Consider the following 23,876-nt stretch of genomic DNA (forward strand, 5'->3'; position numbering starts at 1 on the left):
AATAGATTTCAAGGCGCGGGAAGGCGTCCAGCGAGAGAATCCGCAGGAGCTTACTCAAGTAAGTGACCGGGGTGATCGCGCGTAGCCAACACATCTGCACCTTGAAAGATGAAGGGTATCCACGGGAACATTTCACTATGCGCCTGCTTTCTGCCTTCACCAGCGATACTGATAAAGCCCTATGGCGCCTTGCGTTGCCCATGATCTTTTCCAATATTACCGTCCCGCTGCTGGGGTTGGTGGATACGGCGGTGATTGGCCACCTGGACAGTTCTACCTATCTGGGCGGCGTTGCGATTGGCGCCATGGCTACCAGCTTCCTGTTTATGCTGCTGCTGTTCCTGCGCATGAGCACTACCGGGCTGGCGGCGCAGGCGCTCGGTGCGCAGGATCCGCCGGCACTGGCGCGCGCTTTTATGCAGCCGCTGCTGATGGCGGTATTGGCCGGGCTGGCGATTGTGCTGCTGCGGCATCCGTTGATCGGCATGGCGTTGCAGATCGTGGGCGGCGATGGCGCGGTGCTGGAGCAGGCGCGGCTTTTCCTCGAGATCCGCTGGTTAAGCGCGCCGGCAGCGCTGGCCAATATGGTGATTCTGGGCTGGCTGCTTGGGGTGCAATACGTGCGTGCGCCGGTGATCTTGCTGATTATCGGCAATCTGCTGAATATCTTACTGGATATCTGGCTGGTGGTGGGGTTGGGCTGGAACGTGCAGGGGGCGGCGATAGCCACCGCCATCTCTGAATATGCCACGTTGTTGCTGGGGCTATGGCTTGCCTGGCGGGTGATGCGCGTACGCGGTATTTCAGCGCCGATGCTGCGCCAGGCCTGGCGCGGTAATCTGCGGCGCCTGTTGGCGCTGAATCGCGACATTATGTTGCGTTCATTGTTGCTGCAATTGTGTTTTGCTTCGCTGACCATCTTCGGCGCCCGGCTCGGCGGCGACGTGGTGGCGGTAAACGCAGTGCTGATGAATTTACTGACTTTCACTGCCTACGCGCTCGACGGTTTTGCCTACGCGGTAGAGGCGCATTCCGGTCATGCCTATGGCGCCCGCGACGACAGCCAACTGCACAAGGTGTGGCGCGCGGCATGTCGCCAGGCTTGTCTGGTGGCGTTGGCTTTTGGGGTGGTGTATGCCTTTGCCGGGCAGCATATCGTGGCAGCGCTAACCTCTTTACCGGAACTGCGTACGCTGGCGAGCCATTATCTGCCGTGGCAGGTGGTGCTGCCGTTGGTGGGAGTGTGGTGCTATCTGCTGGATGGCATGTTTATTGGCGCTACCCGCGGCGCAGAAATGCGCAACAGCATGGCGGTGGCGGCCGTCGGTTTCGGCCTGACGTTGTTTACCGTCCCTGTATTAGGCAACCACGGATTATGGCTGGCGCTGGCGGTGTTTCTGTCGCTGCGGGGCATTGCGCTGGGCTGGTTCTGGCACCGTCACCGGCTGCACGGCACCTGGTTTACGCTGTGATAAGCCAGTGAGCCTTACCGACTATTAAGTAATTTATCTTATGTTTTTATTTGTATTTGCTTACATATTTCGAAGCGCCGCTCCATTCGGGTAGTGCTTTGTTTGTTGGCGTATTTTTCTGTTTAAATGTTTGTTAATGGATTTTTATTCTGGTTTTTATTATTTTTTCGTTATCTGCGTCTACACTTAATCATGTTGCTGGCTAAATTAATGGGGGGTGGCATCCCTTTGGTTAGCGGTAATAGACCATAAAAATTGCTGGGTTAGACGCCCTGTCAGCACAGTGTCAAACTGATTTAGCACAGGTTAACGGAGAGACTATGAACAAAGATCAAGCCGACGGTAACTGGAAACAGTTTAAAGGAAAAGTGAAGGAACAATGGGGCAAGCTGACCGATGACGATTTGACGGTCATTGAAGGGAAACGCGAACAGCTTGTCGGTAAAATCCAGGAACGTTATGGCTACCAGAAAGAGGCGGCCGAGAAAGAAGTTAAATCCTGGGAAGACCACAACAAGTATCGCTGGTAGCGAGCAGGGCCACAGCGGACGGTGGCCGTAAGCGACCGTAGCCGGCCTGGCGTTTTTCATCCCCTTAACGCCACGGCCACAGGTACAGGGAAGTGCCTGACCCACCCCGCGTCATTTATTTCTTCTTGATGGCGATACTGTGATCGTGCTCGCCGCAATCATGCTTGCTGTCGCAGGCCTCTACCTCAACACAGTCTGAACACAGGCCATGCGCTTCCACCACGCTGTGGCGCAGCACAAAACCCGACTCTTTCGCCAGCTTTTGCAGCGTTTCCTCGACCCCTTCGGTGGTGCGTTCCGTTACCTGAGCACAGCGATCGCAGATAAACAGCGCGGAAGTATGCATCGGTTGTTCGAAGTGATGGCACAACACATAGCTGTTGGCCGACTCCACCCGATGAATGAATCCTTGTTCCAAAAGAAAATCCAGCGCGCGGTAGACCGTTGGCGGTTTAGCCTGCGGTTCAGCCACGCGCAGCAGATCCAGCAGGTCATAAGCGCTGATGGCACCGGGTTGTTGTGCCATCAGGCGTAACACTTCCAGCCGCTGCGGCGTCAGCCGCACATTGCGCTGCTGGCAGAGTTGTTCAGCCTGCGCCAGCAGTTTTTCCTGGGTGCTTGAGTTCATGGCAAATATCCCGGTACGTAAAAAAACCGATTTTACCATGATTAAGCGTAATCGCCGAGAGTCGCACCCTTTTCCGCTGATAAGGATGTGACGGGGGGCAGGGGCAGCGTTTGCGCGCCTGAAAAAAGAGGAAAATCAGCCTCTATACCGACGCCTGCGCGGTGAGCAACGCCCATTTTCTCTCAGACGGAAAGTGAGCGTTGCAGGCGCCCCGCCAGCATGGTCATTTCCGCCGCCGGATTATGGCCAATCAGCATAAAGCTGTGGCTGCCATCGGCCCAATACACCACATTCATCCCCTGGCGCCGTTCGCTTTGTGCGGCCTCCGGCTTGCCCGGTTGCTGAATGATGCACAGCGCCAGTGGGCCAAATTGTGCGTCCAGCCAGGTCAACTGAGCAATGCGACGATCGTCGTAAGCCAGCACGCGGGCATTTTTCAGCTCTGCGCCGTTCAATGCCAGTTTGGGAGCGGGGAGGGCAATGTTCAGCCGTTCACCGGTATGCTGCAACTGGCTGGCGAGTAGCGCTGGGGAACTGTCGAAGCCCGCCAGCGTTTCCGGGGTATAGAGCGCCATGTACTGGGCCACCAGGCCGCGCCAGTTGTCTTCTGGCTGATTCGCCTGCAGCCAGGCGCGATCGCCCGCGACACCCAGCGCCAGAAAACCGACGGCAGCGGCAATCAGGGCACGGCGGCTGACGCCGCGTTGCGGGGCAGGAGCGGCAAGTGGCCATCTGGCCTGGAGCCGTTGCGCCGGGGCCTCATCCAGTAAAGGGGCAAACGCCTGTTTGAACGGCAGATTGCTGCGCTCCAGCAGCGACAAACGGTCGGCCAATGCCGGTTCGTCGACCAGGCGCTGTTCCAGGCTGCGACGTTGCTGGGGATCCAGTTGATTATCCAGATAGGCGACCAGCAGTTCATCCGCAGTATAGTATGAGCTCATGATCGTTCTCCTTTTGACTGCGGGATATGGGGTTGCAGCACGCTGTCGTTCGCAAGCCGTAGACGTGCCGCTGCCAGGCGGCTCATGATGGTGCCGATGGGGACGCCGAGCACCTCGGCCGCTTCCCGATAAGAAAGCTCCTCCACATACACCAGAAATAGCGTATTGCGCTGCGCCTCCGGCAAGCGATTGACCCGCTGCATCACCTCATTGGCCCATATCGTATCTTCGCCGTTTTCCTCGCCGGCCAGATCGTCGGGGTCGACAAAACCCTGCCCCTGACGGATATGCCGGGCACGGACTTCGTTCAGCCAAATGGAATGCAGAATCGAAAACAGCCAGCGATCCATGCGCGAGCCCAGAGTAAACTGTGCGGCGCGCTCCAGCGCCCGCACACAGGTGGCTTGAACCAAATCGTCGGCGATATCCCGCCGGTGGGAGAGCACTAAACCATAGCGCCACAGGCGGGAAAGATACTGGCCGATTTCGTTGCGGATTGCGTCGTTGCTGATGCTCGCCTCCGGGCCTTGCTGCCTTATGATTCGGGATGGTGATCTATGGCCGCCGCCAGGTCGCGGTACTCTTCGCAACCGGTGCCGCACAGTGACTGGATCACCGTGAGTTGTTCTTTCGCCAGGTCCGGACGGCCTTTCACCATATAGGCCTCGCCCAGATATTCGCGGACTTTCGGGTAGTTGGGGTCGAGCGCCACTGATTTTAAATAGTAGCTTATCCCTTCATCCGTGCGCCCGAGCTTGCGGGTGGCGTAACCCCGGTAGTTCAACGCGACGGCGGTGTTGGGGTTTTTCAGGGTGTTCAGCACGTCGAGAGCATCCTGATAGCGGCCGCTTTTTGCCAGCGCATAGGCATAGTTCGCCCGATCGTTGTCGCCGATCATGCTGCTTTTATCCACCATGCAGGTCTTGGTTTTCGTGTCGTATATCTGGCCTTTCGGGCAGGTCGGCGTGGTTTGGCCGCTGCCGTCTCCCCCCATTGCCATGGCCGCGCCGGAAAACAGCAGAGAGCCGGCAATCACGGGCAGCAACAGGCGTTTAACGAAACTGTTCATGGTTTTTTCCTCATTGGAAGGGAGACGAATTGTCCCCTTGGTGAGAGAACACCTGAAGCGGCGTTTTTATTCGTTTTTCTTTTTCTTTTTGGCCTGATGGCACGGCGGTTTTCCCAACGCCGCCGATTGTCGTTATAATAGCCGTTTGCGGCAGTACGCCGTTCGTTGAATCCCAGACAGAATCAGGTAGCCAGTAACTCAGCATGACGACAGACAACCACGCCTCAAAATATGCCGCCAATCGTTTCTCCATCGCGCCGATGCTCGACTGGACCGACCGTCATTGCCGTTACTTCCATCGCCTGCTGACCAAAGAAACGCTGCTTTACACCGAAATGGTGACCACAGGCGCGATTATTCACGGCAAGGGCGACTATCTGGCCTACAGCGAAGAAGAACATCCGGTGGCGTTGCAACTGGGCGGCAGCGATCCGGCTGCGCTGGCGCACTGTGCCAAACTGGCCGAGCAGCGCGGCTACGACGAGATTAACCTCAACGTCGGTTGCCCGTCCGATCGCGTGCAGAACGGTATGTTCGGCGCCTGTCTGATGGGGCAGGCGACGCTGGTCGCCGACTGCATCAAGGCGATGCGCGACGTGGTGTCGATCCCGGTGACGGTCAAGACCCGCATCGGCATCGACGACCAGGACAGCTACGAATTTCTGTGCGATTTTATCGCCACCGTCGCCGGGCGCGGCGAGTGCGACATGTTTACTATCCATGCGCGCAAGGCCTGGTTGTCCGGCCTCAGCCCGAAAGAAAACCGTGAGGTGCCGCCGCTGGACTATCCGCGTGTGTACCAACTGAAACGGGATTTTCCGCAGCTGACTCTCGCCATTAACGGCGGTGTGAAAACGCTGGAAGAAGCCAAGCAGCATCTGGAGCATCTGGATGGCGTAATGATGGGGCGCGAGGCTTATCAGAATCCGGGCATTTTGGCGCGGGTCGACAGCGAGCTGTTTGGCCGCCAGAGCGAGGTCATGGACAGCGTGGCGATTATCGAGTCGCTGTATCCGTATATTGAACGCGAGCTGTCGAACGGCACCTATTTGGGGCATATCACCCGCCATATCCTCGGCCTGTTCCAGGGCGTGCCGGGTGCGCGCCAGTGGCGTCGCCATTTGAGCGAGAACGCCCACAAACCGGGTGCCGATGCGCGCGTGGTGGAAGCTGCGCTGGATCTGGTTCGTCTGCCGCGTACCGAAGTGGCGTAATACGCAAAGAATTTGACTAACAGTTAGTCCTTTTCATCAGGCATTCAGCGCTCCGCTGTTTGCCTTTTTTTATATTTCAATTGCTTATCTTTTCCACCGTTCTGGCATGCATCTTGTAATACTCCTGCAGAGATTTTTTTGCGAAGGAGCAATCATGTTAGAACTCTTCTTTCTCGTTGGCTTTGTAGTGATGCTGATGGTGACCGGAATTTCGCTGCTGGGCGTGTTCGCCGCGTTACTGGTCGCGGCGGCATTTATGCTGCTGGGCGGCCTGTTTGCGATGGTGATAAAGCTGCTGCCCTGGTTGATTTTGGCCGTGGTGGGCGTCTGGATATACCGTTCGATGCAGAAGCCGCAAATACGCCGTTACTGATTTTTTGTCGAGTAATCAGACAGTCACGCTGAAATTTGCGTAACGAATGTATCGTGAATGGGGCGGCGATCACACCTTGGCGTTTTAAATGCGAATGCGGCACATTAAGCGTGTTTTTTGCATTTAGGGGCTGGTAGGATACTTGTCGATGCAGCGATGCGACCTATTTCATCACCGCAAGAGACAATAATACCCAATACGAGCGTTGCTGAAGCAACCCCCTGTCTCTGGCGGACTCTGCTCTACCCCTACAAATGCAGTACATAGAAAGGGCTCCTTACGGAGCCCTTTTCTTTTGCCTGGGGGCTCAGGGGATCAGCAGGCTTGAACCGCTGGTGTTGCGGCTTTCCAGCACTTCATGCGCACGCTGCGCATCGGCCAGCGCAAACTTTTGCTCTTCTTTTACGTCGACCTTGATGGCGCCGCTGCCGATCAACGAGAACAGTTCATTGCTGGCGAATTGCAACTCGTCGCGGTTAGTGACATAGCCGTTAAGCGAAGGGCGGGTGACGTACAACGAACCTTTCTGGTTCAGCAGCGCCAGATCGACGCCGGTTACCGGGCCGGAGGCGTTGCCGAAGCTGACCATCAGCCCACGGCGTTTGAGGCTATTGAGTGAAGCCTGCCAGGTACTTTGACCCACCGAATCGTACACCACGCCGACTTTTTCGCCCTGCGTCAGTTCAGCCACGCGCTGGGCGATATCTTCTTTATGGTAATTGATGGTCGCCCAGGCACCGGCGCGTTTAGCCAGTTCGGCTTTTTCGTCGGAGCCGACGCTGCCGATCAGCTTCGCGCCGAGCGCCTTGGCCCACTGGCAGGCAATCAACCCGACGCCGCCTGCGGCGGCATGGAACAGAAACACTTCGCCCGGCTGCACTTCGTGGGTTTGGCGCAGCAGATAATGTACCGTCAGCCCTTTCAGGAACGAGGCGGCGCCCTGCTCAAAGCTCAGGTTATGCGGCAGTATTGCCACTTTATCCACCGAAACATTGTGAATGTCGCTGTAGGCGCCGAGTGACGACTGAGCGTAAACCACGCGGTCGCCAGGTTTGACCGCGCTGACGCCGGCGCCCACCTTGATCACCACGCCGGCCGCTTCGGTGCCCAGCCCGCTTGGCAGACTGGCGGGCGGGTAGAGACCGCTGCGAATATAGGTATCGATGTAGTTGATGCCGATCGCCTTATTCTCAACCTGGACCTCACCGGAGGCTGGATCTGTAGGTGTAAAATCAACGTATTGCAACACTTCCGGGCCGCCGGTGGCGGAGAACTGAATGCGCTTTGCCATTTCATTACCTCATTGGGGTGTCTGATTTCACCCTACGCGTTTTAGTATTGACGATCCAGTTTAGCCGGGCGCGGATTGATACCTTTTTTGCATCGGTTATGCCGCGGGAATCACAGATAAAAATCACGTATACTCTCGCGTCAGGATTCTCCATTCGCAACCGGATAAAGAATACGCTTCATGGCAGGAAAAAAACCAACCAACAAAACTTACGCGGACGAAGCCAGAGATCGCCCCCGAGATCGCCAGATGGAAGGGCTGAAGATGCCGCCACATTCGCTGGAGGCGGAACAGTCCGTGTTGGGCGGTTTGATGCTGGATAACGAACGCTGGGATAACGTATCGGAACGCGTGGTCTCCAACGATTTCTTCAGCCGCCCGCACCGCCTGATCTTTACCGAGATGCAGCGGCTGTTGGAAATGAGCCGGCCTATCGACCTGATCACCCTGTCCGAATCGCTCGAGCAGCGCGGCGAACTGGATTCGGTGGGCGGTTTCGCCTATCTGGCCGAGCTGTCGAAAAATACCCCAAGCGCCGCCAACATCGGCGCTTATGCCGACATCGTGCGTGAACGTGCGGTCGTGCGCGAAATGATCTCGGTAGCCAACGAGATCGCCGACGCCGGTTACGATCCGCAGGGCCGCAGCAGTGAAGATCTGCTCGATCTGGCCGAGTCGCGGGTATTCCAGATCGCGGAAAATCGCGCCAGTAAAGATGAAGGCCCGAAAGGCATCGAGCGCATTCTGGAAGACACCGTTTCGCGTATCGAACAGCTGTACCAGCAGCCGCACGACGGCGTTACCGGGGTAGATACCGGCTATCAGGATCTCAACAAGAAAACCGCCGGCCTGCAGAAATCCGACCTGATCATCGTCGCCGCCCGTCCATCGATGGGTAAAACCACGTTCGCCATGAACCTGTGCGAACACGCCGCGATGACGCAGGAAAAGCCGGTGCTGATCTTCAGCCTGGAGATGCCCGGCAACCAGATCATGATGCGTATGCTGGCGTCGCTGTCGCGCGTCGACCAGACGCGTATTCGTACCGGCCAGCTCGACGACGAGGACTGGGCGCGCATTTCCAGCACCATGGGCATCCTGCTGGAGAAGCGCAATATGTACATCGACGACTCCTCCGGCCTGACGCCAACCGAAGTGCGCTCCCGCGCGCGCCGTATTTTCCGCGAGCATGACGGCCTTAGCCTGATCATGATCGACTACCTGCAGCTGATGCGCGTGCCGGCCCTGTCCGACAACCGTACGCTGGAGATCGCCGAAATTTCCCGCTCGCTGAAGGCGCTGGCGAAAGAGCTGCAGGTGCCGGTGGTGGCGCTGTCGCAGTTGAACCGAAGCCTGGAGCAGCGCGCCGACAAACGCCCGGTCAACTCGGACCTGCGTGAATCCGGTTCCATCGAGCAGGATGCCGACTTGATCATGTTCATCTACCGTGACGAGGTTTATCACGAGAACAGCGACATGAAAGGGATTGCCGAAATTATTCTGGGTAAGCAGCGTAACGGCCCGATCGGTACCGTGCGCCTTACCTTTAATGGCCAGTGGTCGCGTTTCGATAACTACGCGGGGCCACAATATGATGATGAATAATCAGTTAAGGAATTGAAATGAAAGCGGCAACCGCTGTCATCGACCGCCGCGCTCTGCGACATAATCTGCAACAGGTGCGCCGCCAGGCGCCGCAAAGCCGCCTGATTGCCGTTGTGAAAGCAAACGCTTATGGACATGGCCTGCTGGAAACGGCTCATACCCTGCAAGACGCCGACTGCTACGGCGTGGCGCGCATCGGCGAGGCGCTGATGTTGCGCTCCGGCGGCATAGTGAAACCGATCTTGTTGCTGGAAGGCTTCTTTTGCGCGGAAGATCTGCCGGTACTGGTGGCGAATAACATCGAAACCGCGGTGCACAGCATCGAACAGCTTGAAGCGCTGGAGCAGGCCGAGCTGACGCGCCCGGTGCAGGTATGGATGAAGCTGGACACCGGCATGCACCGCCTCGGCGTGCGTCCGGAACAGGCCGAAGCGTTTTACCAGCGTCTGATCGCCTGCCGTAACGTGGCGCAGCCGGTCAATATCATGAGCCACTTCAGCCGCGCCGATGAACCGGACTCTGACGCTACGCTCAGGCAAATGCAGTGCTTCGAAAGTTTTGCCCGTGGCAAGCCGGGCCAGCGCTCGATCGCCGCTTCGGGCGGCACCTTGCTATGGCCGGACGCGCACAATGACTGGGTACGGCCGGGCATTATCCTGTACGGCGTTTCTCCGATGGAAGATTCCTGCGGCAGCCAGTTTGATCTGCAGCCGGCGATGACGCTGAAGTCCAACCTGATTGCGGTGCGCGACCACAAGGCCGGCGAGTCGGTGGGTTACGGCGGCACCTGGGTGAGCGAAGGCGACACTCGGCTGGGCGTGGTGGCGATGGGCTATGGCGATGGTTATCCGCGCAGTGCGCCCTCCGGTACCCCGGTATGGCTTAATGGCCGTGAAGTGCCGGTGGTCGGCCGGGTATCGATGGACATGATTTCGGTCGATCTCGGGCCGGACGCGACCGATAAGGTCGGCGATGAAGTGGTGCTATGGGGCAAGGCGTTGCCGGTCGAGCGCATTGCCGCCTGTACGGGCATCAGCGCCTATGAGCTGATTACCAAGCTGACGCAGCGCGTCGCGATGGAATATATCGGCGAATAGCCTGTCGTGGGCCGGCAAGGCGCCGGCCCTGATCTTCAATGCGTTACTTCTTTACCGCCAGCCACTGATCGATAATGCTCTGATACTCGCCGGTCGCTTTGGCCAGGTGCAGCCACTGATCCACATACAGCTTCCAGCTCAGATCATCACGCGGCAACATATAGGCCTTCTCGCCGTATTGCAGCGGTTTGTCCGGATTGACCGCGCACAGTTTCGGATAACGTTTTTGCTGATACAGCGCCTCGGAAGCGTCGGTAATCATCACATCGGCTTTCTTGTCCACTAACTGCTGAAAAATACCCACGTTATCATGGGTCAACGTCAGCTTGGCGTCGGGCAGGTAAGCATGCACGAAAGCTTCGTTGGTGCCACCCGCCGGTTCCAGCAGGCGCACGGACGCCTTGTTGATCTGATCGACCGTCCGGTATTTCTTCACGTCGGTGCAGCGCACCAGCGGGATTTTACCGTCGGTATCCAGCTTATCGGCGAAGAACACCTGTTTTTGCCGCTGTAGCGTGACGGAAATGCCGCCCATGGCGATGTCGCATTTGCCGGCGACAAAGTCCGGCGTCAGGGTTTTCCAACTGGTTTTCACCCACTTCACTTTGGCGCCCAGGCTCTTGGCCAGCGATTCCGCCATGGCGATATCAATGCCTTCGTAGCTGCCGTCTTCCTTCAAAAAGGTGTAGGGCTTGTAATCGCCGGTGGTGCAAACTTCCAGCGTACCCTGTTGTATCACCTTATCCAGATGGGATTGGGCGCTGGCGCTCCCGGCGGCGACCAGCAGGGCGAGAGGTAATAGCTTTTTCATCTGTTTCCCTTGCTTATACGTTATTGGATTCAGCAATGGCGCCCGGCGCGGCGGCGTTCTTTTTCTTCAGCAGATAACTTGCCGCCAGCACCAACAGCCAAACCGGAATCAACCATACCGAAATCCGGATGCCTGGCGTCATGAACATAATGACCAAAATCCCGGCTAAAAACAGCAGACAAATCAGATTGGTGAACGGGTAACCCCAACTTTGGAAACGCGTTTGCTGCCCGGCCAGCCGCTTGGCGCGCCGAAACTTCAGGTGAGTAATGCAGATCATGGCCCAGTTGATCACCAAGGCGGACACCACCAACGCCATCAGCAATTCAAACGCCTTGCCCGGCATCAGGTAGTTGAGCAGCACGCACAGTGCGGTCACCAGCGCCGAGACGCTCAGCGCCGCCAGCGGAATGCCGCGCCGGTTGATCTTCAGCAGTGCGCGCGGTGCGTTGCCCTGTTTCGCCAGCCCAAACAGCATGCGGCTGTTGCAGTATACGCAGCTGTTGTACACCGACAGGGCGGCGGACAGCACCACCATGTTCAGCAGCGTCGCCACCAGATTGCTGTCCAACGCATGGAAGATCAGGACGAACGGGCTGCCGCCTTCCACAACCTTTTGCCACGGATACAGCGACAGCAGCACCGCCAGTGCGCCGACATAAAACAGCAGAATACGGTAAATCACCTGATTGGTGGCCTGCGGGATACTTTTCTCCGGGTTATCCGCTTCGGCGGCGGTAATGCCGACCAGCTCCAGGCCACCGAATGAGAACATGATCACTGCCATTGCCATCACCAGGCCGCTGATGCCGTTAGGGAAGAAACCGCCGTATTGCCACAGGTTGGCCACGCTGGCGTCCGGCCCGCCGTGCCCGCTGGCCAACAGCCAGGCGCCAAATGCGATCATGCTGATGATCGCCGCCACTTTGATGATGGAAAACCAGAACTCCATCTCGCCGTACACCTTGACGCTGGTCAGGTTGATGGCGTTGATCGCCACAAAGAATACCGCTGCGGAGACCCAGGTCGGAATCTCCGGCCACCAGTACTGTACGTAAATGCCCACGGCGGTCAGTTCCGCCATGCTCACCAACACGTACAGCACCCAATAGTTCCAGCCGGACATAAAACCGGCGAACCCGCTCCAGTATTTATTGGCAAAGTGGCTGAAGGAGCCGGCTACCGGCTCTTCCACCACCATTTCACCCAGTTGGCGCATGATAAAGAAGGCGATGATCCCGGCGATGGCGTAACCGAGCAGCACCGAGGGGCCGGCCATCTTTATGGTCTGGGCGATGCCGAGAAACAGGCCGGTGCCGATGGCGCCGCCGAGAGCGATCAGCTGGATGTGACGGTTTTTTAACCCTCTTTTCAACTGGTTTTCTGACTGATGATTGTCCATCTGTGTTCCCCAAAAAGGTAAATGCGTGTCGCTGGGGATTTTGCAACTATCGGGCCAGTGGGTAAGGATGATGGGGGGTATCACTAATAACCTGCTGAAAACGTTATTTAATTATTTTTTCACTTTAACTCACGGACCGTGCATTAAACTGTGTTTATTGCGGGGTTTAGGGCGTTTTAACCTTGTTTTTCGCACGTAATGCCCGTATTGGGTGCCCGTGATGACCGGAAATGGGCCAGGGTGGTGCAATGAAATTGTGAGGTGTCGCCGGGGAATCAAAACGGGGGGATTACAGGGGCAAAAAAACTGATAGTCTGTAACGTCAACATTTCTTAACGGGTTTACAGGTGGCTATGTACAACATTGACGATTTTGATATGAAAATCCTGACGCTGTTACAGGCCAATGGCCGTCTGACCAATCAGGAATTGAGCGAATTGGTGGGGTTGTCCGCTTCCCAGTGCTCACGGCGGCGCATCAGCCTGGAACAGGCTCAGTTGATCCGCGGTTACCATGCGCGGCTGGCGCCGGAGGCCGTGGGGTTGGGGATGGTGGGGTTAATCGAAGTGAGCCTGACCAACCATGCCCAGGAACATGTGGACAGCTTTCATCGCATGCTGGAAGAGGTTGACGCTATTCTCGACGCCTATAAAACCACCGGCGACGCTGACTATCTGTTAAAGGTGGCGGTGGCCGATCTGGCTGCGCTGAGCGACTTTATCAGCAAAACCCTGTCGATGCACAAGAGCGTAGCGCACGTGAAAACCGCGGTGGTACTGAACCGGCTGAAAGAAAACGGGCTGCTGCCGGTAGCGCGCTAATCGGACATTATCACATCCATTGAATGAACCATTTAGGGGCGGGCTGCACCATTAATGGGCATTTAATGCGATTAATGGTTGGTAAATTTGCATTTAATGCGTGATGTTTGCGGTTATTTTGTTTTTTATGCGTATTTTGTGCATTTTTTATTTTAAATGAAAACAGCGGCTTATTGTGGGTAAATGCCGAACATCCTGTGAAATCGCATGATGACGGCCGTTTTGCTTATCTTATGGTGTGGCTTTTGCATTATTCAGCGTACAAACCCGGTTCACCGGGCGGTGATGGCAACCTACTTTGAGTAATAACACCATGGATAACTGCATCAGCCCTGAAGACAATATTTCCCATACTTTGCTGGAAGACGTGCTGGCGATCCTGATCGGCACGCTGATGGTGTCGTTCGGCGTGATCCTGCTGCGGCAGGCCGGCGCGCTGACCGGCGGCACCGCCGGATTGGCTTTTTTAATCAATTACCTGACACCGCTGTCGTTCGGCGTAGCGTTCTTTTTGCTTAACCTGCCGTTCTATTATCTGGCGATCCGCCGTATGGGGTGGGCGTTCACCGTCAAAACCTTCTGCTCGGTGGCGCTGGTGTCGATATTTTCCGATTTGCACCCCTATTTCATCCATTTTGATCGCCTGCAGCCTTTTTATGCAACGGTATTCGGTAGCATGATCATGGGGTTAGGGTTTATTGTGTTATTTCGCCATAGGGCCAGCCTGGGCGGCGTCAATATTCTCGCGCTGTATCTGCAGGATAAATACGGTTTGCGCGCCGGCAAGTTGCAAATGGCGGTCGATATTTCTATCGTCTTAGCCTCACTGTTTGTGGTGAATATTTCCCTGCTAATTGCGTCTATATTAGGTGCAATGGTGCTGAATCTGATTATCGCGATGAACCATCGCCCTGGTCGTTACAGCGTTTAAATTTGTACCCTCTGAATAACCCAATCTAGGAGAACGACCCCGTGTTCCAGAACGTTGATGCCTATGCAGGCGATCCTATCCTGTCGCTGATGGAAAAATTCAAAAAAGACACACGTGCGCACAAGGTTAACCTGAGTATCGGCCTTTACTATGACGAGCGGGGCATTATCCCGCAGATGAAGGCGGTTGCCGCAGCGGAAGCGCAGTTGAACAGCGTGGATCAGGGGGCGTCGGTGTATCTGCCGATGGAAGGTCTGCTGCCTTACCGTACCGCCATTCAGCACCTGCTGTTCGGTGCCGAGCACCCGATGCTACAGCAGGGGCGCATCGCCACCATTCAGACCGTAGGCGGTTCCGGCGCGCTGAAAGTGGGTGCCGACTTCCTGAAAAGCTACTTCCCGGATTCGCAGGTGTGGGTCAGCGATCCTACCTGGGAAAACCATATTGCCATCTTCGGCGGCGCCGGTTTCAAAGTGAACACCTATCCGTACTTTGATGGCGAAAGCCTGGGCGTGAAGTTTGACGCCATGTTGAGCGCGTTGAAACAGCTGCCGAAACACAGCATCGCGCTGCTGCATCCGTGCTGCCACAACCCGACAGGCTCTGACCTGACCAATGCCCAATGGGATGAAGTGGTCAAGGTGATCGCCGAGCGTGAGCTGATCCCGTTCCTCGACATCGCCTATCAGGGGTTTGGCGGCGGTATCACCGAAGATGCTTACGCTATCCGCACTATCGCCGCCGCCGGTCTGCCGTGCCTGGTGAGCAATTCGTTCTCGAAAATCTTCTCGCTGTATGGCGAACGCGTCGGCGGCCTTTCGGTAGTGTGCGAAAGCGAAGAAGCGGCCGGGCGCGTGCTGGGGCAATTGAAGGCCACCGTGCGCCGCAACTACTCCAGCCCGCCGAACTTCGGTGCGCAGGTGGTGGCGAAGGTGCTGAACGATACGCAGTTGAAGGCCCAGTGGCTGGCGGAAGTGGAAACCATGCGCACCCGCATCCTTGAGATGCGCAAAACGCTGGTAGAGGCGCTGAAAATCGCGTTGCCGCAGCGTAACTTCGATTACCTGTTGCAGCAGCGCGGCATGTTCAGCTACACCGGCTTCAGCGCGGCGCAGGTTGATCGCCTGCGTGAAGAGTTCGGCGTGTACCTGATCCACAGCGGGCGCGTTTGCATGGCCGGTCTGAACCACAACAACGTGCATCAGGTGGCCGAGGCGTTTGCCGCAGTGCAGTAAAAACTGTTAGGGTGAACTGAAGTTCGCAAAGGAGCGATAGCGATATCGCTCCTTTTTTGTTGTCGGTTTGCCGCCAAAGTTGCCGCAAACCGGATAGAGAATATACTGATTGAGGGGCGCTCACTCATGTGGCATCAGCAAACGCTTATCCTCAGCGCAAAAGCGCGTGGTTTTCATCTGGTTACCGAAGAGATTACCGACCAGTTAACCCACTTACACCGCCTGCAAACCGGCCTGCTGCATCTGTTGTTGCAGCATACCTCGGCCTCGCTGACGCTCAACGAGAACTGCGATCCCACGGTGCGAGCCGACATGGAGCAGCATTTCCTGCGTCAGGTACCCGAGAACGCACCCTATCAGCATGACTACGAAGGGCTGGACGACATGCCGGCACACATCAAATCCTCGCTGTTGGGCGCATCTTTAACGCTGCCTGTGAGTCACGGGCGGCTGATGTTGGGCACATGGCAGGGGATTTGGCTGGGGGAGCACCGCATCCACGGCGGTTCACGCCGTATTGTGGCCACTTTACAGGGGGAGTAACCCAATGAATAACACAGCACTGCTGGAATACTGCATGGCGAAGCCGGGCGCTGAACAAAGCGACCAGAACCAGTGGCAGGCCAGCCAGATCAAGGTCGGCGACGTGATGTTCGCCATGGTGTGCGAGGTGCAGGGGCGGCCGGCGCTGGCGGTGAAATCAAGCCCGGAGCTGGCGGAAAGCCTGCGCGAGCATCACCCGGAGATCGTCGCCTGCGCCGGCATGAACAAGGCGCACTGGAATACGGTGTTTCTCGACGGCAACTTGCCGAACTCGCAATTTTATACCCTGATCGACAGTTCATATCAGCTGGTGCTGGAAGGGTTACCCGACCACGTGCGGCAGGAGCTGCGCGCTTAACCTGCAGGGCAGGCGTGGCTGCCTGCCTTTCCGCTGCGTTATCTCCTTTTTCTCTTTAAATTGTGATCGCGATTCTAAAATGGGAACGTTCCCTTTTCATTGGGCATCAGGAAAGACTAGGCTTTTTTAATCAATGAGCCGCGAGACCAAAGGATGCCCCGAGATGGCGATGAGTGAAGAAAAACGCAAGATGATTGCCGGCGAACTCTACGATGCCGGTGACGAGCTGCTGCGCAGCGAACGCAAGCGTGCGCGCCAGCTGGTGCACCATTACAACCATTCATCCCCGGACGAGGGCGACCTGCGCAAACAGTGGCTGACGGCGCTGCTGGGCCAGTATCAGGGGGGAACCATCGAACCGACGTTCCGCTGCGATTACGGTTATAACATCTATCTGGGGAAGAATTTTTACGCCAATTTTGACTGCGTCATCCTGGACGTGTGCGAAGTGCATATTGGCGATAACTGCCTGTTGGCGCCGGGGGTGCATATTTACACCGCGACCCATCCGCTGGATGCGCAAACCCGCGTCGGCGGTGCGGAGTTCGGCAAACCGGTAAACATTGGCAATAACGTGTGGATCGGCGGCAGGGCAGTCATTAACCCCGGCGTCACTCTGGGCGATAACGTGGTGGTGGCGTCCGGGGCGGTCGTCACCAAAGACGTGCCGGCCAACTGCGTGGTCGGCGGCAATCCGGCGCGGGTGATTAAACAGCTATAGCAAAAAACGGGCGCCGCAGTGGGCGCCCGTCGCATTATGCTCGCAGAGAGTTGATATCCACCACGAAACGGTATTTCACGTCGCTTTTCAGCATGCGCTCATAGGCTTCGTTGATTTGCTGCATCGGGATCAGTTCGATATCCGAAGTAATGCCGTGCTGGCCGCAGAAATCCAGCATCTCCTGGGTTTCTGCAATGCCGCCGATCAGCGAACCGGCAAGGCGGCGGCGTTTCATGATCAGGTTAAACACCTGCGGTGACGGGTGATCGTGTTCCGGCGCGCCGACCAGCGTCAAGGTGCCATCACGCCGCAGCAGGTTGAGGAACGGGTTCAGATCGTGCTGAGCCGCTACCGTGTTGAGAATAAAATCGAAGCTGTTGGTGTGCTGCGCCATTTCTTCCGGGTTGCGCGAGATCACCACTTCATGGGCGCCGAGGCGTTTGGCGTCTTCAACTTTGGAAGCCGACGTGGTGAACAGCACCACATGAGCGCCCATTGCCCGCGCCAGCTTGACCCCCATATGCCCCAAGCCGCCGAGGCCGACGATACCGACTTTCTTGCCCGGCCCGGCCCCCCATTGGCGCAACGGCGAATAGGTGGTGATGCCGGCGCAAAGCAGCGGCGCGACGCCGGCCGGATCGAGGTTTGCCGGTACCCGCAGCACAAAGTCCTGATCCACCACCATCGCGGTTGAGTAGCCGCCGTAGGTGATGGCGCCGGTTTGCCGATCCTGGCCGTTATAGGTGCCGGTAAAACCGTTTTCACAGTATTGCTCCAGCCCTTCGTCACAGCTCGGGCAGCTGCGACAGGAATCGACCATGCAGCCGACGCCGACCAGATCGCCGACCTGATGGCGGGATACGTGGTTGCCGACGGCGGTCACGCGGCCAACAATTTCATGGCCGGGCACTACCGGGAAAATCGAGTTGTTCCATTCGTTGCGGGCCTGGTGCAGATCCGAATGGCAGACGCCACAGAACAGAACCTCGATTTGCACATCGTGGTCGCGCAGGGCGCGCGGTGTGTAATCGAAAGGAACGAGCGCTGACTTCGCGTCATGCGCGGCATAGGCATGCGTAATGTTCATGGTAACTCCAGTCATCAGTGAATGGGGGGATAATGCTTTCCGGCAGCAGAGTGCCGGTGAGACGCGGCCCAGGTCATACGGGCGGCGCAGAGGGAACATTGATGATAAAAGCTGTGAGCGGGGAGGGAAATGCCTGAAAATGTCTAAATCTTGCCTGTTTCTCTTTAATTGGGGCAGAGCGGATAAAATGGCGGGCCGCAAAACGGCCCGCCGGCAAGACAAGAAAGGTTATTTCTTCATTTCAGTAACGGCTTGAGGAAGCGTGCGGTATGCGAAGCTTCGCAGTTGGCCACGGTTTCCGGCGTGCCGGAGACCAGGATCTCACCGCCGCCGCTGCCGCCTTCCGGCCCCAGGTCGACAATCCAGTCCGCCGTTTTAATCACGTCCAGGTTGTGCTCAATCACCACGATAGTGTTGCCCTGATCGCGCAACTGATGCAGCACTGCCAGCAGTTGCTGGATATCGGCGAAGTGCAGACCTGTGGTCGGCTCATCAAGGATATACAGCGTCTGGCCGGTGCCGCGTTTAGACAGCTCGCGCGCCAGCTTGACGCGTTGCGCCTCACCGCCGGACAGCGTGGTCGCCGACTGGCCGAGGCGAATGTAGGACAGGCCGACGTCCATCAGCGTTTGCAGCTTGCGCGCCAGCGCCGGCACCACATCGAAGAAATCGCGCGCTTCTTCGATGGTCATCTCCAGCACTTCGTGGATGCTCTTGCCTTTGTACTTCACTTCCAGCGTCTCACGGTTATAGCGCTTGCCTTTGCACTGGTCGCAAGGCACGTAGATATCCGGCAGGAAGTGCATTTCCACCTTGATCACGCCGTCGCCCTGACAGGCTTCGCAGCGCCCGCCCTTGACGTTGAAACTGAAGCGGCCCGGGTTATAGCCGCGGCTGCGCGACTCCGGCACGCCGGCGAACAGTTCGCGCACCGGGGTGAAGATGCCGGTGTAGGTGGCCGGGTTGGAGCGCGGAGTGCGGCCGATCGGGCTTTGATCGATGTCGATCACTTTGTCGAAATGTTCGAGGCCGGTCACTTCGCGGAACGGAGCAGGTTCGGCAATGGTGGCGCCGTTGAGCTGGCGTTGGGCGATCGGGAACAGCGTGTCGTTGATCAGCGTGGATTTGCCTGAACCGGAGACCCCGGTGATGCAGGTAAACAGCCCCACTGGCAGCGTCAGCGTCACGTCTTTCAGGTTGTTGCCGCGTGCGCCGCTCAGCTTCAGCACCTTGGTCGGATCGGCCGGCACGCGCTGCTCAGGGATGGCAATCTCGCGTTTGCCGCTGAGGAACTGGCCGGTCAGCGATTCGGGCTGCGCCATGATGTCTTCGACGGTGCCTTCCGCCACCACCTGGCCGCCATGCACGCCGGCGCCGGGGCCGATGTCGATCACGTGATCGGCGGCGCGGATGGCGTCTTCGTCATGCTCCACCACGATCACCGTGTTGCCCAGGTTACGCAGGTGGATCAGGGTTTCCAGCAGGCGTTCGTTGTCACGCTGATGCAGGCCGATCGACGGCTCATCGAGAACGTACATGACGCCCACCAGGCCGGCGCCGATCTGGCTGGCCAGGCGAATACGCTGCGCCTCGCCGCCGGACAGGGTTTCCGCCGAGCGCGACAGCGACAGGTAGTTAAGCCCGACGTTCACCAGGAATTTCAAGCGGTCGCCAATCTCTTTCAGGACTTTTTCGGCGATCTGGGCGCGCTGGCCGCTGAGCTTCATGTTCTGGAAGAAGGTCATGGCGTGGCCGATGCTCAGATCGGAGATTTCCGGCAGCGTGGTATCTTCGACAAACACGTTGCGCGCTTCTTCGCGCAGGCGGGTGCCGTGACAGGAGGCGCAAGGGCGGTTGCTGATAAACTTCGCCAGCTCTTCGCGCACCGCGCTGGATTCCGTCTCTTTATAGCGGCGTTCCATGTTGTGCAGCACGCCTTCGAACGGGTGGCGGCGCACGGTGGTATCACCGCGATCGTTAATGTATTTGAATTCGATCGACTCTTTGCCGGAACCGCTGAGCACCGCTTTCTGCACGTTGGCATCCAGGGAGTTGAACGGCGCTTCGACGTCGAACGCATAATGCTCCGACAGCGAACGCAGCATCTGGAAGTAATAGAAGTTGCGGCGATCCCAACCGCGGATCGCACCGCCGGCCAGCGAAAGCTCGGGGTTCTGCACCACGCGTTCCGGATCGAAGAACTGTTGCACGCCCAGGCCGTCGCAGGTCGGGCAGGCGCCGGCCGGGTTGTTGAACGAGAACAGGCGCGGTTCCAGCTCGCGCATGCTGTAGCCGCAGATCGGGCAGGCAAAGTTGGCGGAGAACAGCAGCTCATCCGCTTTTTCGTCGTCCATGTCGGCCACTACCGCCGTGCCGCCGGACAGCTCCAGCGCGGTTTCGAACGATTCCGCCAGGCGCTGCGCCAGATCTTCACGCACTTTGAAGCGATCGACCACGACTTCAATGGTGTGCTTCTTCTGCAGTTCCAGCTTCGGCGGATCCGAGAGGTCACAGACTTCGCCGTCGATACGCGCCCGGATATAGCCCTGGGTCGCCAGATTTTCCAGCGTCTTGGTGTGCTCGCCCTTACGGTCTTTCACCACTGGCGCCAGCAGCATCAGGCGTTTGCCTTCCGGTTGGCTGAGCACGTTGTCTACCATCTGGCTGACGGTTTGCGCCGCCAGCGGCACGTGGTGATCCGGGCAGCGCGGTTCGCCGACGCGGGCGAACAGCAGGCGCAGGTAATCGTGGATCTCGGTGATGGTGCCGACCGTGGATCGCGGGTTATGCGAGGTGGATTTCTGCTCGATGGAAATCGCCGGCGACAGACCTTCAATATGGTCGACGTCAGGTTTTTCCATCAGCGAAAGAAACTGGCGTGCATAGGCGGAGAGCGACTCGACGTAGCGGCGCTGCCCTTCGGCATACAGCGTATCAAAAGCCAGCGAGGACTTGCCTGAACCGGACAAACCGGTGACGACGATCAGCTTGTCACGCGGGATAATCAGGTTGATGTTTTTGAGATTATGGGTTCGAGCACCACGAACTTCGATATTGTCCATTTACACTTCCCGTCTTGATGATACACCGCGCCTGTCTGGATTTGGTGCGGGTGATTTTGTGATCAAACGCGCAAAAAATCGGCACAGCCAGTACGAAACGCATAATTATGACACAAAAAAACCTGAATGAATATCCAGTATACGAATGCAACAAGGTCGTACGAGTCGTACGAAAGGACAATTCTGGAATACAATACGCAGTTATCAACACGGGTGTCGTTTCAGGCTGAGCGTGTTAAACTTACTCGTTTATACTGTGTAAAAATCAATCATCAGGAGAGTTCTCATGGCCAGCAGAGGCGTAAACAAAGTAATTCTGGTCGGGAATCTGGGCCAAGACCCGGAAGTCCGTTACATGCCGAATGGCGGCGCAGTGGCCAACATTACCCTGGCGACCTCCGAAAGCTGGCGTGACAAGGCGACTGGCGAGCAGAAAGAAAAAACCGAGTGGCACCGCGTTGTGTTGTTCGGCAAGCTGGCTGAAGTGGCGGGCGAATATCTGCGTAAAGGTTCCCAGGTGTATATCGAAGGTGCTCTGCAGACCCGTAAATGGACCGATCAGGCCGGCGTAGAAAAATACACCACCGAAGTTGTGGTTAACGTTGGCGGCACCATGCAGATGCTGGGCGGCCGTCAAGGCGGCGGCGCACCTGCAGGCGGTGGCCAGGCTTCCGGCGGCCAGGGCGGTTGGGGCCAGCCTCAGCAACCACAGGGCGGCAACCAGTTCAGCGGCGGCCAGCAGGCGCGCCCAGCGCAGAGCAACGCGCCGGCAGCCGGCGGCAACGAACCGCCAATGGACTTCGACGACGATATTCCTTTCTGATATCAGGCTGTCTGAAGCCAATAAAAAAGCCCCTTTCGGGGCTTTTTGCTTTTCTGCCAACCTTAAGCCGAGAAGCCGCCGTCGATGCTCAGACTGGCGCCGGTGATGTAGCCCGCTTGCGGGCCGGCCAGATAGGCGACAAAGCTGGCGATCTCTTCATCCTTACCGTAGCGGCCGATGGCCATCAGCTGTTTCAACTGCGCGGCGAAGTCACCGTCGTCCGGGTTCATCTCGGTATCCACCGGGCCGGGCTGCACGTTGTTGACGGTGATGCCGCGCGGGCCGAGATCGCGCGCCATGCCCTTGGTCAGGCCGACCAGCGCGGATTTGCTCATCGCGTAAACTGCGGCGCCGCCAAAAGGCACGCGCTCGGCGTTGGTGCTGCCGATATGAACGATGCGGCCACCGTCGTTCATATGGCGCGCAGCTTCCTGGCTGGCAACAAAGACGCTGCGTACGTTCACCGCCAACATACGGTCCAGATCTTCCAGCGCCAGTTCTTCGGTGCTGCCCAACGTAAACACCCCGGCGTTGTTCACCAGAATATCCAGATTGCCGAAGCTGTTCACCGCCTGGCGTATCGCTTGCTGTACTGCTGCAGCGTCGGCGCTGTCGGCTTTGATGGCGATAGCCTTGCCGCCGGCGGCGGTGATTTCATTCACCACGGCATCGGCCCGGTCGGCGGAAGCTACGTAAGTGAATGCCACCGCTGCGCCATCACGCGCCAGACGTTTGACGATGGCGGCACCGATACCGCGTGAGCCGCCCTGAACGAATGCGACTTTGCCTTGCAGAGAGAGGGTTGCTGACATGATGTTTCTCCAGAGTGGGTTAAGGTTAAAAAATCTACCGGACCAGTATCGGAGAAACGCAACGCGGGCACTAGCCACAAAACGCTATAATCAGCTTAAACCATAGGTTTGAAATCTACGGAGGAAAGCCATGCTCGGCTATCTGGAATGTTTTGTCAGCAGCGCGGAAAACGGCAGTTTTTCCGCTGCGGGCCGCAAGCTGGGCATCAGCTCTGCGGCGGTGGGGAAGAATGTCACCAGATTGGAGACGCTGCTGGGAGTACGGCTGTTCCAGCGCAACACGCGCAAGCTGACGCTGACCGAAGAAGGGGAGCGTTTTCTGCAGGAAGTGAGCGGCGGTTTGCAGTCGATCCAGTGCGCGATGAAAGGGGTGAGCAGCAGTGGCGGCATAGCGGCAGGTACGTTAAAGGTCAGCATGGGCACCGCTTTCGGCCTGCATTTTGTGATGCCTCTGTTGCCGGCATTTTTGTCTCGTTACCCGTCGATCGTGCCAGACTGGCATTTTGACAATCGCAAAGTGGATATGATTGGCGAACATTTCGACGCCGCAATCGGCGGCGGCATTGAACTGGCGCAGGGGATGATTGCGCGTGAATTGGCGCCGGCCCACGGGATATTGGTGGCCTCGCCGGACTATCTGCGGCGTCATCCGCCTTTGGAGCAGCCGGAACAGCTGGCGAACCATGCGGGTATTTTTATCCGCTCGCCGCAAACCGGGCGCATCCGCAACCTGCCGTTACGTAATGCGGATAACGAACAGAGGGCGCCATTGATGACCATCAGCATGACGGTGAATGAGCCGGAGGCGGCGGCGCGAGCGGCGGAAATGGGGCTGGGCATTGCATTGATCTCCATGCCAAATGCCTTGCCTTATCTGGAAAGCGGCCGCCTGGTGCGGGTATTGCCCGTCTGGTATGTCGATCGCGGCAGCGTCTATCTTTACTTTCCCACCGCCAAGTTTTTGCCGAGTAAAACCCGGGTGTTTGTCGACTACATCACCGAGCAATTTCACCTGCAGAAGCTGGCGGCGCGTTTTGATGCGCGTTGAAC

Annotated in this window: 24 protein-coding genes; 14 read left to right on the forward strand and 10 right to left on the reverse strand. The window is 57.5% G+C overall.

All coding sequences use genetic code 11. The features are described from left to right. The first annotated feature begins 137 nt into the window (after nt 1-137). Nucleotides 138-1,472 (forward strand): MATE family efflux transporter DinF, encoded by a 1,335-nt coding sequence (dinF, locus tag JK621_RS18550; protein WP_212557131.1) that lies wholly within the window; start codon nt 138-140, stop codon nt 1,470-1,472. A 320-nt stretch (nt 1,473-1,792) separates the two neighbouring features. Then, a complete protein-coding gene (locus tag JK621_RS18555; RefSeq protein ID WP_012147152.1) occupies nt 1,793-2,002 on the forward strand; it encodes a CsbD family protein in 210 nt (69 codons plus the stop codon). A 115-nt stretch (nt 2,003-2,117) separates the two neighbouring features. Here JK621_RS18555 and zur read toward each other — a convergent pair whose 3' ends face one another. The 4 genes from zur to JK621_RS18575 form a co-directional block, all read right to left on the reverse strand. Then, nucleotides 2,118-2,630 carry a zinc uptake transcriptional repressor Zur gene (zur, locus tag JK621_RS18560; protein ID WP_212557132.1) on the reverse strand — a complete coding sequence of 171 codons (513 nt, stop codon included), beginning with the start codon at nt 2,628-2,630 and terminating at the stop codon, nt 2,118-2,120. Between the two features lie 182 nt (nt 2,631-2,812). Next, on the reverse strand, nt 2,813-3,571 hold the full coding sequence (locus JK621_RS18565) for an anti-sigma factor family protein (RefSeq protein ID WP_212557133.1): 759 nt from the start codon (nt 3,569-3,571) through the stop codon (nt 2,813-2,815). After that, complete coding sequence (locus tag JK621_RS18570; protein ID WP_432761933.1) at nt 3,568-4,056, reverse strand: RNA polymerase sigma factor; 489 nt, start codon at nt 4,054-4,056, stop codon at nt 3,568-3,570. The genes JK621_RS18565 and JK621_RS18570 overlap by 4 nt, the downstream gene beginning before the upstream one ends. 50 nt (nt 4,057-4,106) lie before the next feature. Beyond that, nucleotides 4,107-4,640, reverse strand: a complete 534-nt coding sequence (locus JK621_RS18575) for a tetratricopeptide repeat protein (protein WP_212557134.1) — start codon at nt 4,638-4,640, stop codon at nt 4,107-4,109. Nucleotides 4,641-4,843: 203 nt separating this feature from the next. Between JK621_RS18575 and dusA the strand changes: the two genes are divergently transcribed. Both dusA and pspG read left to right on the forward strand, forming a co-directional pair. Further along, complete coding sequence (gene dusA, locus JK621_RS18580; RefSeq protein WP_212557135.1) at nt 4,844-5,854, forward strand: tRNA dihydrouridine(20/20a) synthase DusA; 1,011 nt, start codon at nt 4,844-4,846, stop codon at nt 5,852-5,854. Between the two features lie 154 nt (nt 5,855-6,008). Then, nucleotides 6,009-6,227, forward strand: coding sequence for an envelope stress response protein PspG (pspG, locus tag JK621_RS18585; RefSeq protein WP_174354390.1), 219 nt, complete (start codon nt 6,009-6,011; stop codon nt 6,225-6,227). A gap of 307 nt (nt 6,228-6,534) precedes the next feature. Here pspG and JK621_RS18590 read toward each other — a convergent pair whose 3' ends face one another. Continuing rightward, on the reverse strand, nt 6,535-7,518 hold the full coding sequence (locus JK621_RS18590; RefSeq protein WP_212557136.1) for a quinone oxidoreductase: 984 nt from the start codon (nt 7,516-7,518) through the stop codon (nt 6,535-6,537). A 180-nt stretch (nt 7,519-7,698) separates the two neighbouring features. On the opposite strand from JK621_RS18590, the gene dnaB reads away from it, so the two are divergent. Both dnaB and alr read left to right on the forward strand, forming a co-directional pair. Beyond that, nucleotides 7,699-9,123 (forward strand): replicative DNA helicase, encoded by a 1,425-nt coding sequence (gene dnaB, locus JK621_RS18595; protein WP_004948763.1) that lies wholly within the window; start codon nt 7,699-7,701, stop codon nt 9,121-9,123. A 17-nt stretch (nt 9,124-9,140) separates the two neighbouring features. Further along, entirely contained in the window at nt 9,141-10,220 is a 1,080-nt protein-coding gene (alr, locus tag JK621_RS18600) for an alanine racemase (RefSeq protein ID WP_212557137.1), read from the forward strand. Nucleotides 10,221-10,263: 43 nt separating this feature from the next. Here the strand turns inward: alr and JK621_RS18605 are convergent, their stop codons facing one another. Further along, nucleotides 10,264-11,031, reverse strand: coding sequence for a transporter substrate-binding domain-containing protein (locus JK621_RS18605; RefSeq protein WP_212557138.1), 768 nt, complete (start codon nt 11,029-11,031; stop codon nt 10,264-10,266). A 13-nt stretch (nt 11,032-11,044) separates the two neighbouring features. Further along, nucleotides 11,045-12,433: an amino acid permease gene (locus tag JK621_RS18610; protein ID WP_212557139.1), complete on the reverse strand. Its 1,389-nt coding sequence runs from the start codon at nt 12,431-12,433 to the stop codon at nt 11,045-11,047. 353 nt (nt 12,434-12,786) lie between these two features. Here JK621_RS18610 and JK621_RS18615 point away from each other — a divergent pair, with 353 nt between their 5' ends. The 6 genes from JK621_RS18615 to maa all read left to right on the forward strand — a co-directional run bounded on the left by JK621_RS18615 (nt 12,787) and on the right by maa (nt 17,042). Continuing rightward, nucleotides 12,787-13,254 (forward strand): Lrp/AsnC family transcriptional regulator, encoded by a 468-nt coding sequence (locus JK621_RS18615; RefSeq protein ID WP_004948752.1) that lies wholly within the window; start codon nt 12,787-12,789, stop codon nt 13,252-13,254. Nucleotides 13,255-13,567: 313 nt separating this feature from the next. Beyond that, nucleotides 13,568-14,185, forward strand: coding sequence for a YitT family protein (locus JK621_RS18620; protein ID WP_212560236.1), 618 nt, complete (start codon nt 13,568-13,570; stop codon nt 14,183-14,185). Between the two features lie 41 nt (nt 14,186-14,226). Beyond that, nucleotides 14,227-15,420 carry an amino acid aminotransferase gene (locus tag JK621_RS18625; RefSeq protein ID WP_013814736.1) on the forward strand — a complete coding sequence of 398 codons (1,194 nt, stop codon included), beginning with the start codon at nt 14,227-14,229 and terminating at the stop codon, nt 15,418-15,420. A gap of 126 nt (nt 15,421-15,546) precedes the next feature. Next, nucleotides 15,547-15,963 carry a secondary thiamine-phosphate synthase enzyme YjbQ gene (locus JK621_RS18630; protein WP_006317808.1) on the forward strand — a complete coding sequence of 139 codons (417 nt, stop codon included), beginning with the start codon at nt 15,547-15,549 and terminating at the stop codon, nt 15,961-15,963. 4 nt (nt 15,964-15,967) lie between these two features. After that, nucleotides 15,968-16,321 (forward strand): MmcQ/YjbR family DNA-binding protein, encoded by a 354-nt coding sequence (locus JK621_RS18635; protein WP_006317810.1) that lies wholly within the window; start codon nt 15,968-15,970, stop codon nt 16,319-16,321. Nucleotides 16,322-16,484: 163 nt separating this feature from the next. After that, nucleotides 16,485-17,042, forward strand: coding sequence for a maltose O-acetyltransferase (gene maa / locus JK621_RS18640; RefSeq protein ID WP_020439896.1), 558 nt, complete (start codon nt 16,485-16,487; stop codon nt 17,040-17,042). A gap of 34 nt (nt 17,043-17,076) precedes the next feature. Here maa and JK621_RS18645 read toward each other — a convergent pair whose 3' ends face one another. Both JK621_RS18645 and uvrA read right to left on the reverse strand, forming a co-directional pair. Beyond that, nucleotides 17,077-18,129 (reverse strand): NAD(P)-dependent alcohol dehydrogenase, encoded by a 1,053-nt coding sequence (locus JK621_RS18645; protein ID WP_062868864.1) that lies wholly within the window; start codon nt 18,127-18,129, stop codon nt 17,077-17,079. Nucleotides 18,130-18,365: 236 nt separating this feature from the next. Next, entirely contained in the window at nt 18,366-21,191 is a 2,826-nt protein-coding gene (gene uvrA, locus JK621_RS18650) for an excinuclease ABC subunit UvrA (protein ID WP_212557140.1), read from the reverse strand. A gap of 286 nt (nt 21,192-21,477) precedes the next feature. On the opposite strand from uvrA, the gene ssb1 reads away from it, so the two are divergent. Further along, nucleotides 21,478-22,014 (forward strand): single-stranded DNA-binding protein SSB1, encoded by a 537-nt coding sequence (gene ssb1, locus JK621_RS18655; RefSeq protein WP_212557141.1) that lies wholly within the window; start codon nt 21,478-21,480, stop codon nt 22,012-22,014. A gap of 62 nt (nt 22,015-22,076) precedes the next feature. Here ssb1 and JK621_RS18660 read toward each other — a convergent pair whose 3' ends face one another. Further along, entirely contained in the window at nt 22,077-22,826 is a 750-nt protein-coding gene (locus JK621_RS18660; RefSeq protein ID WP_212557142.1) for a 3-oxoacyl-ACP reductase family protein, read from the reverse strand. 130 nt (nt 22,827-22,956) lie between these two features. Between JK621_RS18660 and JK621_RS18665 the strand changes: the two genes are divergently transcribed. Next, on the forward strand, nt 22,957-23,874 hold the full coding sequence (locus tag JK621_RS18665) for a LysR family transcriptional regulator (RefSeq protein WP_212557143.1): 918 nt from the start codon (nt 22,957-22,959) through the stop codon (nt 23,872-23,874). Nucleotides 23,875-23,876: the final 2 nt, after the last annotated feature.

Origin of the sequence: Serratia plymuthica (genome assembly GCF_018336935.1) — a bacterium.
In the GTDB taxonomy this organism is placed as follows: domain Bacteria; phylum Pseudomonadota; class Gammaproteobacteria; order Enterobacterales; family Enterobacteriaceae; genus Serratia; species Serratia plymuthica_B.